This is a genomic window from Bacteroides hominis (genome assembly GCF_033042785.2).
Lineage (GTDB): Bacteria > Bacteroidota > Bacteroidia > Bacteroidales > Bacteroidaceae > Bacteroides > Bacteroides hominis.
In genome coordinates, this window is record NZ_CP178829.1 from 1,120,120 (window position 1) to 1,136,509 (window position 16,390).

Below are 16,390 nucleotides of genomic sequence, written 5' to 3' on the forward strand. Positions count from 1 at the left end.
GCAATAAATGATGCTTTATTGGTTAATAGCCTTTAACTTTGCAGTGAATAATTAAAACATATATCTGATGAAAATTAAGTATTTGAAGGTGGCTTCTCTTTTGGTTGCCATCGTTTCGGTTTGGTATCTAAAACCGGTGGAAAAATCTGAGAATGTAGATCCTCTTTTATTGCAAAATGTAGAAGCTCTGGCAAGTGGGGAAGATTTTACGCACACTCTGTGTTATGGGCCGGGCTCTGTAGATTGTCCTGTAAACCATGACAAGGTAGAGGTTGTATATGAGGGATACAGTTTAGGAGATTAAAGTTGTATTCAGTATCTTATCTCTAAAGAAAGATAGCTGCGTGTTTATCAAAGGGAGTGGAAGTATTTCTATTCCCTTTAAAACAGGCAAATCAGTCACTTCCTAAAGGACTTTAAAGTAGAAACCTTTAGGTCTGAAAGCTAAGTAAAGCTTTTAGTCCGCCTAAAATCGAATGCTTATGAATAAAAATGTTAGTGTATTAATCTTAATAGGGATTATTCTTTGGGGATGTCATCCGGCAAAAGAGAAGGTTGAGTTTTCAAACGAAGTTATTTGTAGCGATAGCATATCACGGGAACTGGTTGTTTTAAATGATACGTTTTTATTTTCGTATCCTTTGCAAATAGAGCTTATAGACTCAATGCTACTGGTGTTGGATAATGTTAATAATAACTTCTTTCATCTGTTTACTCTAAAGGGAGTACCTGTAAAATCATTTGGAGAAAAAGGTCAGGGGCCTGCTGATTTTATAAATGTGGGGGCATTCAATTTATCTGAAGATGGAAAAAACATGTATGCATACGATTCTTCAATGCGTAAAATAGTGAAATATGATGTCTCTTCTTTTTTAAAAGATTCATTGAAATCTGAAGTTATGCAAGTGAATTATGGTAGCTTGCCACACTCTGAGGTACCCACAATAATCTATGATATGCTTTCTCTTAAAGATTCGGATTTTCTTGTAAAAGCGAACCATAAGGATCTTCGGTTTGGATTATTAAAAGATGGAAAGATTACTCAATTATACAATTCTTTCTCTGATTGTTTAAATACAAATAATGAAGAAGAAGTATGGTCGGTTTTCTGTAGTAATACCAAAACCAAGTTAAAACCGGACAGGACGAAGATGTTGAATGCGACCTATCTGGGAGGGATCCTGGAGCTATTTGACTTGGACGAAAATTGTCGTTTGTCATTGAATAAAACGCTTTATATTTACGAACCTAAATATGGTATTGCTGAAGGAGCAATTCCGGCGTATGTAGTTTCCAATGAAACGACTCAGATTGGTTTCGAAGATGTATATGCAACAAATAATAGTATTTATGCATTATTGCATAATAGAGGAAGCGAAGCTTTACCTTCAGAGATTACTGTATTTAGTTGGCAAGGACTTCCAACAAGTAAAATTAAGGCTAACCACGGTCTTGTAAATATAGCTGTGGATGAGAAAAACAATCTAATCTATGTAATTGCGGAAAATGAACAGAATGCTTATGAACTGTCTTGCTTATCTTTAAATTGATGTGTATTCTACAATTTTCAAGAATAAAGCAAGCTGTCTATAAACGGTTTTCCGCTTAAATAGATTCACTACGGGGTGATGCTACTAAAAAACAGAAAGAAGTTAAGAAACCAATCTTAAAACGGCAAATCACTTTACTAAAAGTTCTAAAACGCGAGAGGTAAACTTGCTCAGGTCAGTAATTAAAGTTCATCTTAGCACGCAAGATGTACATCTTACGCACCAAGATACACATCTTGCGCCTTAAGATGCGTATCTTGGCTGTCAAGATGAACTTAGACTGTATGAAGAAAATATTTTTCTAAGAATCATAAGATACTTTAATCTGCATCTTGTGGAATTTGAGTGTTAACTTCAATAACTTGCCATTGTGCTTCTTCTAAATCCGTACAATACATATATTGTCATGAATAAGCAGTATGTTAGTTATTATTTCTTTCAAAGGAATAAGAAGTTGATGCATATAAAGGCAGAAAACCTATTTATACAAGTGTTGAAAGATGAAATGAAAAAGAAAGGGGAAGCATTGGATTTATTTTATTCTTTTTCAGGGATATCAAGTGACACGTATTTCGATTATGACCGAAACCGGATCCAGACAGTATAAAGTGGATGTTGCGAAGAGCCGGAAAAATCTTTCTCAGATATCGAGAGAACGTTCATTACACTCTGTTATTTGTTCCGAGAAGCAGTTATCTCTCATGACTTTGAGTCAGACCTGGGCGGATAGCCTGCAAACACGACATATTCTGGCAAGAGTTGCGATAGAAATAGTAACTACAGACTTGGAAAATAGGATCTTATATAGAAAAAGCCAAACTGTCAATCTGTCTCCAGAGTTGAAGTTTGTTGTTTATTTGGGGGAGAGATGTGAAATAGAGGTTTCCGGTTTTTTATTTTATACTTGGTGGTCGGTTTGTAGATATCATTTCTTTCCATTCGGAATGATTGTTGGTATAGCTTTGTGTTTGATTGTTTTTTTGATCTATTTGTTTAGGGTGAGAAAGCACTTGTTTAAAACACAGTCTGAGTGTGGACTATTGGTGGAGAAGCTAAACAAAGAAGAAGAAAAATTAGAAGAGTTAGAGAGTATATGGGATCAATATGCGCAACAGGTTGAAATGGAGCAATCTGATGCTCGGGAAAAGGACATGCTGTTGAAGGATCTGGAGCAAAAGTCAAAGGCGTACGAAGGGCAAATAGCGGAACTAAAAAAGGCAAAAGAACTGTTGGGAACAAAATCCTTGATCTATAAATTGAGTCCTATACTGACCTTTGATGTATATAAAAAGACACTGGAGTGCAATGAGGAAATAATTTCACTTAATCTCCAGTCCTATACTCTCTTGCTGGTTTTCTTAAATGCTACTGATTGTCAATTGACACGTAAGGAAATCGAGAAGTGTTTATCCGGAGGGAGTCGGGAGTGTTTCCGGACAGCTAAGCACCGCTTAGTTAAGGTACTTCAAATCGATCCTTCTATTTCTATTGTTCAGCACAATAGGGATCTTTTTCAGTTGCAACTGCCGGAAATTGAGGTCTTGTAGCGCTTTGTAACGCACTATATGGTGAGTATAAGAAAAATATGGCTTATATTTGCACGTATTTAAAACGTATATAGACATGAAAAACACTTTGGTATAACTTCCTGCATTGTTAATCTAATCTAATAAAGTTATGAAGAATATCTTGTTAACACTTCTCTTGTTTATACTTTTTTCATGTAAAAGTACTGGAGATAAAACCGACTGTGAAGTATTACATGTCGATTTGGTTGAACGCCCTGTTGCAACGGAAGAATTATTTTCTAAAATATCTGTCATTCCATTGGAAACCAATGATAGCTCCTTTCTTGTAAGGCCTGTGAAAGTTATTATTAAAGATAACAGATATTATATTGTCGATGAAGGGGTTCCGGCTGTGTTTTCTTTTGATGAAGAAGGGCATCTTTTGCATAAAATAGGTAAAAAGGGACAAGGTCCCGGAGAGTATCGTGAAATATACGATGCCGTTATTAAAGAAAAAGAAAATGCAGTGTATATGCTATCTCCATTTGGCTCTCTTTATGTGCATTCTCTGGATGGAAAATTCATAAAAGAAATAGAACTGCCAACGAGGGCAAATTATCAATTGATAGAGGAGCTGGAGAGTAAGTATTTCGTTACATGGACATTACCTGCCTCTGAGAGTGATAATTGTATCAGCGTCATTTCTAAAGAGTCTTTCAAGAATGTGAAAGAATTTTGGCATGTGCCTCCCGTTTTCACTATTCTGAATTCTAAACCTTTTTATAATTATGAACATAAAGTATATTTTTCCAATCCTTATCAAAATGAAGTATATGAAGTAAGGACAGATAGCTTACGGGTTGCATACCGTTGGGATTTTGGAAAAGATAATCTTGATTTGAAGGAGTATGGATTCACTTTATTAGAGGATAAAAAGGTTGAAGAATATAAATTAATGTTGCAGTATTTACGTGATTCTACTGTGCCTTATTTTTTATGCGATCAATATCAGAATGATAAATTCTATTATATCATGTTGGTGTTTGGGCTTAAGCATTCGAAAAATCTATTTTACCGGAAGGAAGACGGCAAAAGTTTCTTTTTTGAAAAAACAACAGAAGACATTCATTTTGAACCTTTAGCCTTTAATGAAGATTTCCTGACTTGTATTGTTTTCAATGAAGACTTTCCAAACTATGAAAAAGTGCTTCCTCCAGAGGAATATAAGAAGCTGGAAGAGCGTTTAGAAGATGATAACCCCTGTTTAATCAAATTTTATTTTAAATGAAAAATCTTATATTTATACTGGGTTGCTTTCTCTTTCTAATCTCATGTCAGCAGACCGAGAAGGAAAAACTTGAAGAACTTGTTAAAAATTGGAATGGGAAGGAGGTACAATTTCCGACAAATCTTAGTTTTACGTTATATGGAAAAACTCCTGTCGATTTTAAAATCCCTGCTTCGGATTATAAGATCGTGACCTATGTCGATTCGTTGGGTTGTTCCAGTTGTAAATTGCAATTGCCTAAATGGAAGGATTTTATGAAATATGCGGATTCTATAGTAGGCTATCAAATACCTTGGTACTGTATGATCAGTCTTTGCAAACTATAAGTTCTTTTCGAATTGATAGTTTAGCTCAAGGCAGTCTTTCAAAGATAGATTGTGTTTCAGCTCCTAAGTTAGGAATGAATAGGGTATATGCATATTCGGATTCCATATTTTACGGGAGTGGGACTTTTGAAAGTGGCCTGATAGCAAAATGCAATCAGAAAGAGATTTTAAATCAATATCTCCCTTTTCCACAAACAGAGCAAGCGGTAAATCGGGATGTAAACTATTTGTTGTTCCAGGGGGATCTTATTATGAAGCCGGATAAAAAACGTTTTGCTTACTTGGCGTATGAGTGCGATTTATTATCTATTCAGAAAGTGGTAAATGACACGTGCCTGGAAAGTGTAGTACATTTGAATACGTATACGCCGTTATTTGAGAATCAATCTACTAACGAAGTGTCTTCTGTTAATGTCTCTGCCGATTCTCCTAAAGGATTTCTTCGTGGGGTAGCCACTGAAAACTATGTTTATGCACTTTACAGTGGGCAAATTGGGAAAAATAAGGCAATAGCAAATGAAGTTTATGTATTTGATTGGGAAGGACGTGCTGTAAAGAAAGTGATATTGGATAGATGGGGTATATGCATCTCGGTGGATAGTAATGATGAACGACTCTGCCTGATGACAAAAGAAACGGATGGTGGAGAAGAGCGCTATCATTATTATTGTTATCAGTTAAACTGACTTTTTTGTTAGGATGTTACGAGTTTGCTTGATATGTATATTTTTTGTTTTTCAAATCTTTCTTTATGCAGGGGTGGAACAGACAAGCGGGAGGAGACTTTGTTATTTTCGGGCAATAACCGTGATGAATTTGGAACGGTACTGAATACAATCTATCTTGGAGGAATATTGGAATTAGTTGACTCGTACAAGAGTTTTTGTTTGCGTGTGAAATGAACAGAATGCTTACAAACTGTTTTGTATATCTCTAAATTTGTTATTTAATTTTTTTCTGTCTTTTAGCTTCTTGTTAGGAAATAATATTATTTTTGTCAGTAAAATAAATCGAAATGACAAAAAATGAATTGCTTTCGTGTGTTATTGGAGTGATAATCCTATCACTATTGGTTGGAGCCTATTTCTATCAACGAAATAAGATGGGCATACATAAACAGGCGGAGAGACTATTCGTACAGATGCTTCAAGAAGAGATGGAAAGAAAAGAAAGAGATTTAAATCTATTTCACTTGTTTGCTGAGAGTTCATCCGATACTCTACCTTTGAAAATTTGCATTACAACAGCAGAAGGGAAAAAAGCGTACGAGGTTGATTCTTTGAAAAGTAAAAAGAACATTTCTCGGAATCTGAGAAACCGGTCAATACACTCTATCCTATGTGAGAAATCCCATTTATTGCCGGATTCTTTAAATGAACATTGGCAGAGTATGCTTAAGAAAGATCACATTGATACAGAGTCCACTATACATGTGCGGATGGAAAATCTTCAAGGAAAGATTATTAGTTCATCCAGTCACGATGGTGTGTGGGATACTTCTTTGGAGGTTGTGACTTCATATATAGGTAATCGTTGTGAGATAGAGGTCATCGGTCTTTTAGATTTTAGTTGTAAAACAATATTATGGTATCATTGGCAACCTTTTGGATGGATTGTAATTTGTTTGTTATTGATGCTTTTATTTATCTGCTTTTATTATAAAATGGTAAATCGGCCTCCGGAATTAAAGGAGGTTCCTTATGAGGTTGTCGTTGAAAAGGAAGTTATTGTTGAGAAAGAGGTGATTCGTGAAATAATAGTTGAAAAAGAAACATCTCCGGAAGAAAAGGTACCTCTAATAAAGCAGATTTGTAAAGTAGAAGGACAACTATATAGTTTACGTCATGGAGTTGTTTTTGATGCCCAGAATAGAGTTCTTAATTGTAATGGCAAGAAAATGTCTTTGTCCCCCCAACAGTGTCAGATTCTAAAGCTTTTTTTAGATGCTCCCGATTATACTGTGACTGATGAGGATATCATTAAGTTTATTTGGAAAGGTCAATCGAACGTTCAGATAAATATGTTTTGTTCTGCCGGAAACAAATTAGGGAAGAGGTTAGAGCAAACTGGTTGTGGTGTTTGTTTCAGGCGTTTTGGAAGCGATCGTTATCGTATGTTGTTCATAGACGACCTTGTTGACAATGATTTGACATAAATGGCAATAAATGGCAATAAAATTGATAGCGGTTTATCCAAAATCTCTTTTTACCTTTGTTGCCAGTTATTAACACTTATACTTTGAAGTCATGAAAAACTATATGAAATTGATCTTTGGGCTTGGTTTAATAGCCTTGATCGGGTATTGGCCTGCCGCGAAAACTCCTAAGAGAGTGAATTCCCTATTCTTGCAAAATGTAGAGGCGCTTGCCGGTGGTGAACACGTTACCAATTTAGGTTGCTTAGGTGACGGATCTGTAGATTGTCCTATTAACCATATCAAAGTAGAATATGTGGTTCAAGGATTTAGTCTTGGGGAGTGAGGACTCTTTTATATAAATCTTATCACATTATAATCATTCATTGCATTATTAACTTGGGTTAGAAAGGGAGTGGAACGATCTACGTCCTGGGAAAAGTCTTAGAATTGTCCACTCCCGGATAACCTTTAAAAAAGGAGGTTGCCCGGTACGAAGATAGCAAAAAATTAATTGGAATGAGTAAATGTAGCATTTACTTTTTCTACGGAGGAGGTGGCTCCCCGAAAGAGAGACACGACAAACAACAGAATAATTAACATCATAAAAAAGTAGATTATGAGTAAAAAGGTTTTTGCGGCCCTGATAGTCGCTGTAGTCGCAACTTTTGCAGGCTACAATATATATCAGTCACAGAGAGCAGAAATGACAATGTCGAATATAGTGCTAGCTAATGCTGAAGCATTAGCCGGTACTGAAACAACATATACATGTTGTCTTGCTTTGTGGGGAACTTGTCACGATGAGGTAAAAGCTCCTGAAGTAACGTGTACCATTACATCGAATTAATAAGTGAGAAAGTGGGGTATCCCTAAGGTCAATCGTGCTTCCGATTTTTCTGAAAGAGAGAGGCTAATATTAACTTTTCGGATACCTCTTGTTTTTAATTTCTAATAATTTGAATTTTATGAAATATGTGAGTGTATTATTGCTGTTGTTACTAATTTCTTGTAAGCAAGAGAAAAGTCAATTATTTTTAGATTTGTTTGCTGAAAATCAAGAGGTACAATTGTTTGAAATAAAAGGATATCCAATGGATTCGCTACAAGCTCCAGACATGATTCTAGGAGTTGGAGATTATATAATTTTATCTGAACCCAAATTGAATTCTCTATTATCGTGTTATAATTATAAAACAGCCTATTTTAAACGTTTCTTATCTAAAGGACAAGGTGCAAATGAAGTTATTAATGTGCAAACAATGGGATATTGTAATAATGAGAAAGGGTTTTATGTTCATGATGTTATGGGGCAATCTGTTTCAACATTTCTTTTGAAGGATACTTTTTCTATTCTAACGAAAGATGCCATTTTGCCTGAAGAAAGAATTTGTTCGATCTCCTATGATGATAGTTTGGCTTTTTTTACTAAAGCAGGTACGGTTAAGCACTTTGCTGTAAGAACTAACTTGAATAAGTTCATAGACTTTGGTAATGACATTTACCTTGAGAATAAAACTCCTGAAGCTGTTACCCAAATTTTGCAAGGACCTTCTGTAGTTTCTCCTGCTAAAAAGAGGATGGCGTGGTTTTCAGTATATGGAGATGTCTTTGAAGTCTATGACTTTACGGATTTTGAAAATATCAGATTGATCAGGTCTGTTGTTGGTACACTTCCTGTCTTTTCTACTGTAGGAGGAATGAATAGTGCTGCTTTAGAAAAAGAAACAAAACTGGGAGTTTCTTCCGTAGCGACTAATGATCAATTTCTTTTTGCCCTTTATAACGAAAACACTTTAGAAGATGCGATAAAATTAAAAGATGAAGTGTTTTATTCTAATAAAATTTTAATTTTCGATTGGGAAGGAATGCCATATAAGGTTTTAAATTTGGATAAAAAAATAAGAAGTTTGTCCTATTGGAGAAATAAGAATATGATTATATGCCTTGGTTTGGATACCTATTTAAATCCTGCTTTATATTATATTGATTTAGGCCAAATAAATATTTAAGAGTAATGGGATATAGAGCCGCAGTCATGCTTTGGGGCATTTGTTTGTTTATGGGATGTTCTGATTTTCGGGCTGAAAAAATTGTAAATGATTGGGTTGGTCGAGAAATTGTATTCCCTGATAATGAAGCTTTCTCTCATTTGGGAATGGGTTTAAATGATAGTGTAAATTATACGATATTAACGTATGTAGATTCTGCTGGATGCTTAAATTGTAAAATGAAATTGTCTGAATGGAAGTTATTTATGGCTTTAATAGATTCTTTAGGAGATTTTTCTGTTAGGTTTCTCTTTTATGCATATCCTTCTGATGTGGAAGAATTGCGTTCAATTTTGCAGAGGAATAAGTTTAATCAGTTTGTCTATATTGATGAGAACGACTCTCTTAATAAATTGAATCATTTTCCACATGAAATAATGCTTCAAACATTTTTGTTAAATGAGAACAATAAAGTGTTGGCGATGGGGAATCCAGTTTATAGTTCTAAAATTTCAGAATTATATGTTAACATTATTTCAGGGAAAAATGTAGAATGGGGAAAATTGCAAAAAAAAATGACGGAAGTCTCTGTTTCTAACTCCTTTATCGACATTGGAGAGTTTTCTTGGGAGAAGGCTCAGCATTGTATTTTTACTTTATATAATACCGGTGAGAATATGCTTGTTATTGATGATGTGGTTACCTCTTGTGGGTGTACTTCCGTGGAGTATTCAAAAGAACCGGTTTCACCAGGGAAGTCTTTGGATATCATTGTAACTTATAAAGCGGATCATCCGGAGCACTTTAATAAAACTATTACGGTATACTGTAACTCTTCCGCGTCTCCATTGCGATTAAAGATAATGGGGAATGCTAAATAGTTTGAAATGAAGAGTTAATTGAATATATTTGTTGAACTTTAAATTTGATTATTATGAGGAAAAAACTTGTTTTAAGTGTGATGGGTGTTCTATTGATTTTAGGTACTGTTACAAATGTAATGTTTACAAGAGCGGAGAAGTCTTCTGATAGAAGACTGGTTGGCTTCTATTGAAGCTTTAGAAGCTTTGGCTGAAGATGAAATAGGGGGCAGTCCGGGTGGATGTGGAACTGCGGTTTATTTTTATGATTGTTATGGAGCACAAATTGCAGAAAATGATTTTACGAGATCAATACCTTGTCAATAAAAAGATTGCTTGGTACCGTATAGTATCGGTTTTATTGTTTCTTAGTGCTTTTTCTTCTTGTTCTTTGGGGGAGAAACAGAATGCTTCTTCAAAGAACGAAATATATATAGCTGATCTGGATAGTGCCATTCAGAAAGATTGGTATTTGTATTCTGATGTGTTTAAATCTGTAAGAGTGATTCCTTTGGCAATGGATAAATCTGTGTTGATGGGAGACGTTAATAAAATGCAGGTTTATAAAGGTCATTATATTGTACTTGATGAAGAGATAGCATGCGGAGTATATCTTTTCGATTCTAAAGGGCGGTTTATCCGTAAGATAGGTGATGTGGGCAGTGGACCGGGAGAATATTCTAAGCCGGCAGATTTTACGATTGATACAAAAAAAGGGGAAATATATATATTCGATTATAATCAAAAAAAGATATTTAAGTATGATATTGCTTCGGGAAAGTATTTAGGAGTTTGCAATGTTGAACATCGATTGAATCGGATGTTTTTCTCAAAGGGGTACTTGTACGCAAATATTGATTATCAATTGGAAGATGAACCTGGACAAGAGCATTACCTATTACAAAGAATCGACTTTGATAATGAAGGTAATGTAGAAATGTTTTTTAAAGTAGCTGATTACAAAAAGGGTTGGGACGGGATAGCTCTTCAAGGGAATATGTTTTTTAATTTAGGAACTGAGTCTGCTCTTTTTGTTCAGGACTTTATGGATACGATTATCTATGTGAATGGGGATCAGGTTATTCCTTATATGGTAGTGAAGAGTCAGGATTGGGTGTGTAAAACAGATTTAGAAATACTTGGGACTACTGATAATCCTTCGACCAAAGGATTGGCTATGATGAAGCTGATTCAGCATTTAGGGGCACAAAGAAGGGCCTATAATCTATCTGATGTGTTTGTGAACGACTCTGTTATTGGGTTTTCGTATATGCAAGGAATGATGGGGACGGATGCGTTGTATGATAAGAGTACGGGTGAAACTATGGTGTTTGATCGCTCTAAAGATGATGTGTTGTTCGGAGAGCAACCATCACACAGGCAGATACCTACTTTTTTGTATGCGAGTGATAGAGGTGTTTTCTATTCTCTTAAACCCTGTCATTTGCCTGAGATGAAGTATTTTATCTCTCAAGGCCTTGTGAAGGATGAAGTGATTGGGAAAAATGATTTGGATTCTTTGGATGGTGATGCAAATCCGGTGTTATTGTATTATGAATATAAAGATTAAGATAGTATTAATAGGACTGGCTGTCAGTAACTTTTTTCTTATATGGATTGTTGTAGCGATACTTTGAAAAAAGGTACAATTAGTATATTGTTTTCTTTTTATCCTCTTAAGGACCACCTTGAGTTGACACAATGCTATTTAGAGTTTATTGCTAAAAAAATAGAATGAAAAGGAGTGGAATATTTATAGCGATCGGTTTGTTTTGCCTTGTTTCCTCATGTGGGGATCGGGACAGGCAAGTGGAGGAGGCCTTATCCCTTTCGGGCAATAACCGTAATGAACTTGAAGCGGTGCTGAAGCATTATGAAGGAGATGGCCGGAAGCTGGAGGCGGCACGCTTCTTGATTGGCAATATGCCCGGAAGTTATGGAGCTAATCCGATAGTAGAGCAGGATTGTTCTGCTTTTTATGAGGCTTATGATTCATTGGGACAAAAGTATGGCTATCGGGTAGGAACGGAATGGGGGAAACAGGTAGATAGTCTTTGGAAAGATTTTAGTAATCGACATCGGGTGAGGCAGGAACTTAACTATGATATTACCCGCATGAAGGCGGAAGATTTAATCCGGGAAATTGATCTGGCATTTCGGGCATGGGTGGAGAATGTGCATTCAAGAAACTGTTCGTTTGAAGACTTTTGTGAGTATATACTGCCTTATAGGCGACAGAATGGCTTATCGATTGACAATGCACGCCGGGAGTTCAACAAACGGCATCAGGGAAAGTATTTTGTGAAAGAGGGAAAGGATTGGCAACAAGAGATCGATTCGTTGTTATACGAATATAAGTATCTGACTCATTCCGGTTTTTGGGGGACGAAGATTCCGATATGGAATGCGGCGACTTTTGAGAAGATGCGTCATGGGTTATGTGCACAGCGCTGTTGGTATAACTCTTTGTTATTATCATCGTTGGGGATTCCGGTTGCCATTGACTTTGTCCCGGCATGGGGAAACCGAAATAATTCGCATACCTGGAATGTGGTGCTAATAGACGGGGAATCGCATGCTTTTGAGGCGTTTTGGGATAATGATCGCTGGAAATATAAGCGGATTTATAATAACCGGGATGATGATGAGCTTTGGGGAAGATTCCGCCTTCCGAAGGTATACAGATATACCTACTCAAATCATATTGAAGGACCGTTGGCAGATGTAGAGGTGGATAAAGCTGATATTCCGGAGCTATTTCGTAGTGTGAAAAAGGTGGATGTTTCTTCGGAGTATTTTGAAACGGCCGACGTAACGGTGGAGTTGACAGGTGAGGCGCCTCAAGGGGTGAAATATGCTTATTTGGCTGTGTTCGGATATCAGGACTGGCACCCTGTGCAGTGGGCAAAGATAGAAAACGGGAGGGCTGTCTTTCGGGAAATGGGTAAGGACATGGTTTATTTACCCGTTTATTACAAGCGGGGGGGATTATTGCCCGCAGCAGAACCTTTCAGATTGCGGAATGACGGAACGATGGAGAAGCTGAGCGGAAATGAAGAAACAGAGGAGGTTGCCGTGAGGATGGTGACGGGAGCGCCGGCTTATGATCAGAATAGGGAATATCTGGGGTGTATGAAAGGAAGCCGGATAGTAGGATTACTTGATGGAAAATCAGAAGAAGAACTGTGCAGATGGACGGACTCGCTGGCTCTGGAGCCGGTTGTACGGAAGGTGTCCGCACGATTACCTTACCGCTTTGTAAGGTTATTATTACCGTCGGATAGCATTGCTTTGGGGGAGCTTTCTTTTTATACGGAAGAAGGACGGATCGGGAATGTGAGGATAATTACTCCGATGAGGGCTACCGGAAGGAATGAAGTGCCCGGGATGATAACCGATGGTTTGGGGGCGACGGGCTATCGAGGCAGGGTGGCAGAAAGGCTGGTAGATATAGATCTGGGAAAAGAGTATATGGTCAGTCATATTGGAATGACTTCTTACCTGAAAACACAATTGTTCTGTCCGGATGAATTTGAGTTAAGATATTGGAACAATGGTTGGAAGACTGTGGAGCGTAAGCAAGCCGATAACAAAGGGTATCTTGTATTTGAGAAAGTACCCCGGGGAGCATTGTTGATGTTGAAGAACTGCCGCTGGAAAGGAAAGACGGCGGAGCGTATATTTACTTATGAAAAAGGAGATGTGAAGTGGGAATGATTGCTATGAACGAACAGTTGCCTTGCCATTATTGTTAAACCTCCTTAAGGAAATGCCTATCCGTCACTTTTTATTTGTTATTTTGCACCAAATTCGGGTGGAGTGTGTCCTGACGTTTCGGGGTACGCTTAAATATGCAGATAAAACCAATGAATAAACTCACTATAAATGCCTGTCCGCTATGTGGGAGCACACATTTGAAATGTGCTATGACCTGTACTGATTTTTATGCTTCCGGTGAACAGTTTGACTTGTACACCTGCGAAGATTGCGGATTTACTTTTACACAAGGAGTCCCGGTAGAGGCGGAGATAGGCAGATATTACGAAACACCTGATTATATTTCCCATTCGGACACGAAGAAAGGTGCCATGAATGCCATTTACCATCATGTACGTCAGTATATGCTTGGCCGTAAGGCACGTTTGGTTATGAAAGAGTCGCATCGTAAAACCGGTAGAATATTGGATATTGGTACGGGAACAGGTTATTTTGCCCATACGATGCAGAATAGGGGATGGGAAGTGGAGGCCGTGGAAAAGAGTGTGCAGGCCCGTGGGTTTGCCCGCGAACATTTCGGATTGGATGTAAAGCCGGAGTCTGCATTGAAAGGGTTCGTTTCCGGTTCTTTTGATGTGATTACGCTGTGGCATGTTATGGAACATTTGGAGCATCTGGATGAAACGTGGGAGTTGTTGCGCGAATTATTGACCGAGAAAGGTGTCTTGATAGTGGCTGTGCCCAATTGTTCGTCATACGATGCAATAAAATATGGGAAATATTGGGCTGCTTATGATGTACCCCGTCATTTATGGCATTTTACGCCTGCCACGATTCAGCAGTTTGGGTCGAAACATGGATTTATCCTGGCAGCCCGTCATCCGATGCCATTCGATGCTTTTTATGTGTCGATGCTGACTGAGAAACATAAAGGGAGTGCTTACTCTTTTGCAAAAGGTATGTGGACCGGATCGGCGGCTTGGTTGAGTGCCCAGGCCAAAAAGGAACGAAGCAGTTCAATGATTTATGTATTCAGAAAGAAACGCTGATGAAGAGTAAAAGCAGAAATAACGCTGTGTCATATTTTGATATGCAGTTCATAACTTCCAGCATCAGTACCACGTTGGTATTGCTGTTACTGGGGCTTGTGGTGTTCTTTGTGTTGGCAGCCAATAACTTGTCTGTTTATGTACGCGAAAATATAAATTTCTCTGTATTGATCAGCGATGATATGAAAGAAACGGATATTCTGAAGCTTCAGAAACGGCTGAATAATGAACCTTTCGTGAAAGAGACGGAATATATTTCAAAGAAACAAGCATTGAAAGAGCAGACCGAGGCTATGGGCACCGATCCGCAAGAGTTTTTAGGGTATAATCCGTTTACGGCCTCAATAGAGATTAAATTGCATTCTGATTATGCGAACTCTGACAGTATCGCGAAGATTGAGAAATTGATTAAAAGGAATACCAACATACAAGATGTGTTATATCAGAAAGATCTGATTGACGCGGTCAATGAAAACATACGTAACATCAGCTTGGTGCTGCTGGGATTGGCCATTATGCTGACATTTATCTCTTTCGCGCTGATTAATAATACGATCCGGCTGGCTATTTATTCAAAACGCTTCCTGATTCATACCATGAAACTGGTGGGAGCAAGCTGGGGATTTATCCGTCGGCCATTTTTGAAAAGAAATATATGGAGTGGGGTTTTAGCTGCTTTTATTGCAGATACAATCCTGATGGGAGCCGCTTATTGGCTTGTGTCGTACGAGCCGGAATTAATTCGGGTGATTACACCTGAAGTCATGTTGTTGGTATCGGGTGCAGTACTGGTATTCGGAGTGGTCATCACTTTCTTGTGTGCTTATCTTTCTATTAATAAATATCTGAGAATGAAAGCAAGCACGCTGTACTACGTGTAGTTCTGGATTTATAGATGTAAATAAATTAATTGTAAATAACAATGGGTGATAAACAGAAATTTGCCTTCGATAAAACGAACTTCATTTTGCTTGCCATCGGCATGGCAGTGGTTATCTTGGGTTTTATCCTGATGACAGGACCTTCATCGTCGGAAGCGGTGTTTCAGGCGGATATTTTCAGTGTGAGAAGAATTAAAGTGGCTCCGGTGGTTTGCTTCCTGGGTTTTATCTTTATGATATATGGCGTAATGCGCAAACCTAAAACAAAAGAATAAAACAGGATGGAATGGTTTGAAGCACTGATCCTTGGATTGATTCAGGGACTGACTGAATATTTACCGGTGAGCAGTAGCGGGCATTTGGCTATTGGCTCGGCTTTGTTTGGTATAGAGGGAGAAGAGAATCTGGCATTTACCATTGTAGTACATGTTGCAACCGTGTTCAGTACATTGGTCATTCTCTGGAAAGAAATAGATTGGATATTCCGTGGCCTGTTTAAGTTTAAGATGAACAGCGAAACACGTTATGTGATCAATATTTTAATTTCGATGATTCCTATTGGTATCGTCGGTGTGTTTTTCAAGGATGAAGTTGAGGCTGTTTTCGGTTCGGGATTGCTGATTGTTGGCTGCATGCTGTTGCTTACGGCTGCTTTGCTGTCGTTCTCTTATTATGCAAAACCACGTCAGAAAGAGAACATCTCGATGAAAGACGCGTTTATCATTGGGCTGGCGCAGGCTTGTGCCGTATTGCCGGGACTGTCTCGTTCGGGCAGTACAATTGCTACAGGTTTATTATTAGGTGATAATAAAGCAAAACTGGCGCAATTCTCCTTCCTGATGGTGATACCGCCTATATTGGGAGAAGCTTTGCTGGATGCTATGAAGATGATAAAAGGTGAGGCTATTGCGGGAGATATTCCGGCTTTGTCACTGATAGTGGGTTTTATTGCCGCTTTTGTCTCAGGGTGCCTGGCTTGCAAGTGGATGATTAATATCGTCAAAAAAGGAAAACTGATTTATTTCGCTATTTATTGTGCAATAGCAGGAGTGGTCACCATCGTTGTTTCACAATTGCAATAAGTAA

The 16,390-nt window shown here is 37.8% G+C and carries 16 protein-coding genes; all 16 read left to right on the plus strand.

All coding sequences use genetic code 11. From position 1 onward, the window contains the following. The first annotated feature begins 67 nt into the window (after window positions 1–67). The 16 genes from R3O62_RS04920 (at window position 68) to R3O62_RS04995 (ending at window position 16,386) form a co-directional block, all read left to right on the plus strand. A complete protein-coding gene (locus tag R3O62_RS04920) occupies window positions 68–304 on the plus strand; it encodes an NVEALA domain-containing protein (protein ID WP_032530142.1) in 237 nt (78 codons plus the stop codon). 178 nt (window positions 305–482) lie between these two features. Next, a complete protein-coding gene (locus R3O62_RS04925) occupies window positions 483–1,550 on the plus strand; it encodes a BF3164 family lipoprotein (protein WP_032535600.1) in 1,068 nt (355 codons plus the stop codon). A gap of 578 nt (window positions 1,551–2,128) precedes the next feature. After that, window positions 2,129–3,097: a hypothetical protein gene (locus R3O62_RS04930; RefSeq protein ID WP_233481225.1), complete on the plus strand. Its 969-nt coding sequence runs from the start codon at window positions 2,129–2,131 to the stop codon at window positions 3,095–3,097. A 130-nt stretch (window positions 3,098–3,227) separates the two neighbouring features. Beyond that, window positions 3,228–4,346: a 6-bladed beta-propeller gene (locus R3O62_RS04935; RefSeq protein ID WP_032535585.1), complete on the plus strand. Its 1,119-nt coding sequence runs from the start codon at window positions 3,228–3,230 to the stop codon at window positions 4,344–4,346. 241 nt (window positions 4,347–4,587) lie between these two features. Then, window positions 4,588–5,358, plus strand: coding sequence for a BF3164 family lipoprotein (locus R3O62_RS04940; protein WP_250705002.1), 771 nt, complete (start codon window positions 4,588–4,590; stop codon window positions 5,356–5,358). 329 nt (window positions 5,359–5,687) lie between these two features. Next, window positions 5,688–6,827 (plus strand): winged helix-turn-helix domain-containing protein, encoded by a 1,140-nt coding sequence (locus R3O62_RS04945; RefSeq protein ID WP_032535587.1) that lies wholly within the window; start codon window positions 5,688–5,690, stop codon window positions 6,825–6,827. 103 nt (window positions 6,828–6,930) lie between these two features. Then, the gene (locus tag R3O62_RS04950; protein ID WP_005822536.1) at window positions 6,931–7,152 is read left to right on the plus strand and encodes an NVEALA domain-containing protein; all 222 of its coding nucleotides are present in this window, start codon (window positions 6,931–6,933) and stop codon (window positions 7,150–7,152) included. 273 nt (window positions 7,153–7,425) lie between these two features. Next, complete coding sequence (locus R3O62_RS04955) at window positions 7,426–7,656, plus strand: NVEALA domain-containing protein (RefSeq protein ID WP_005779735.1); 231 nt, start codon at window positions 7,426–7,428, stop codon at window positions 7,654–7,656. Between the two features lie 118 nt (window positions 7,657–7,774). Next, window positions 7,775–8,818: a BF3164 family lipoprotein gene (locus R3O62_RS04960; protein ID WP_005779732.1), complete on the plus strand. Its 1,044-nt coding sequence runs from the start codon at window positions 7,775–7,777 to the stop codon at window positions 8,816–8,818. A gap of 5 nt (window positions 8,819–8,823) precedes the next feature. After that, on the plus strand, window positions 8,824–9,678 hold the full coding sequence (locus R3O62_RS04965) for a DUF1573 domain-containing protein (RefSeq protein ID WP_005779729.1): 855 nt from the start codon (window positions 8,824–8,826) through the stop codon (window positions 9,676–9,678). 217 nt (window positions 9,679–9,895) lie between these two features. Continuing rightward, on the plus strand, window positions 9,896–11,227 hold the full coding sequence (locus tag R3O62_RS04970) for a 6-bladed beta-propeller (RefSeq protein WP_022012685.1): 1,332 nt from the start codon (window positions 9,896–9,898) through the stop codon (window positions 11,225–11,227). A 164-nt stretch (window positions 11,228–11,391) separates the two neighbouring features. Beyond that, window positions 11,392–13,374 (plus strand): hypothetical protein, encoded by a 1,983-nt coding sequence (locus R3O62_RS04975; protein ID WP_022012686.1) that lies wholly within the window; start codon window positions 11,392–11,394, stop codon window positions 13,372–13,374. A 149-nt stretch (window positions 13,375–13,523) separates the two neighbouring features. Beyond that, the gene (locus R3O62_RS04980) at window positions 13,524–14,423 is read left to right on the plus strand and encodes a class I SAM-dependent methyltransferase (RefSeq protein WP_032541084.1); all 900 of its coding nucleotides are present in this window, start codon (window positions 13,524–13,526) and stop codon (window positions 14,421–14,423) included. Beyond that, window positions 14,423–15,304, plus strand: coding sequence for a cell division protein FtsX (locus R3O62_RS04985; RefSeq protein WP_005812419.1), 882 nt, complete (start codon window positions 14,423–14,425; stop codon window positions 15,302–15,304). The genes R3O62_RS04980 and R3O62_RS04985 overlap by 1 nt, the downstream gene beginning before the upstream one ends. Window positions 15,305–15,345: 41 nt before the next feature. Next, window positions 15,346–15,579, plus strand: a complete 234-nt coding sequence (locus R3O62_RS04990; RefSeq protein WP_005812418.1) for a DUF3098 domain-containing protein — start codon at window positions 15,346–15,348, stop codon at window positions 15,577–15,579. A gap of 6 nt (window positions 15,580–15,585) precedes the next feature. Then, the gene (locus R3O62_RS04995; protein WP_005812416.1) at window positions 15,586–16,386 is read left to right on the plus strand and encodes an undecaprenyl-diphosphate phosphatase; all 801 of its coding nucleotides are present in this window, start codon (window positions 15,586–15,588) and stop codon (window positions 16,384–16,386) included. Window positions 16,387–16,390: the final 4 nt, after the last annotated feature.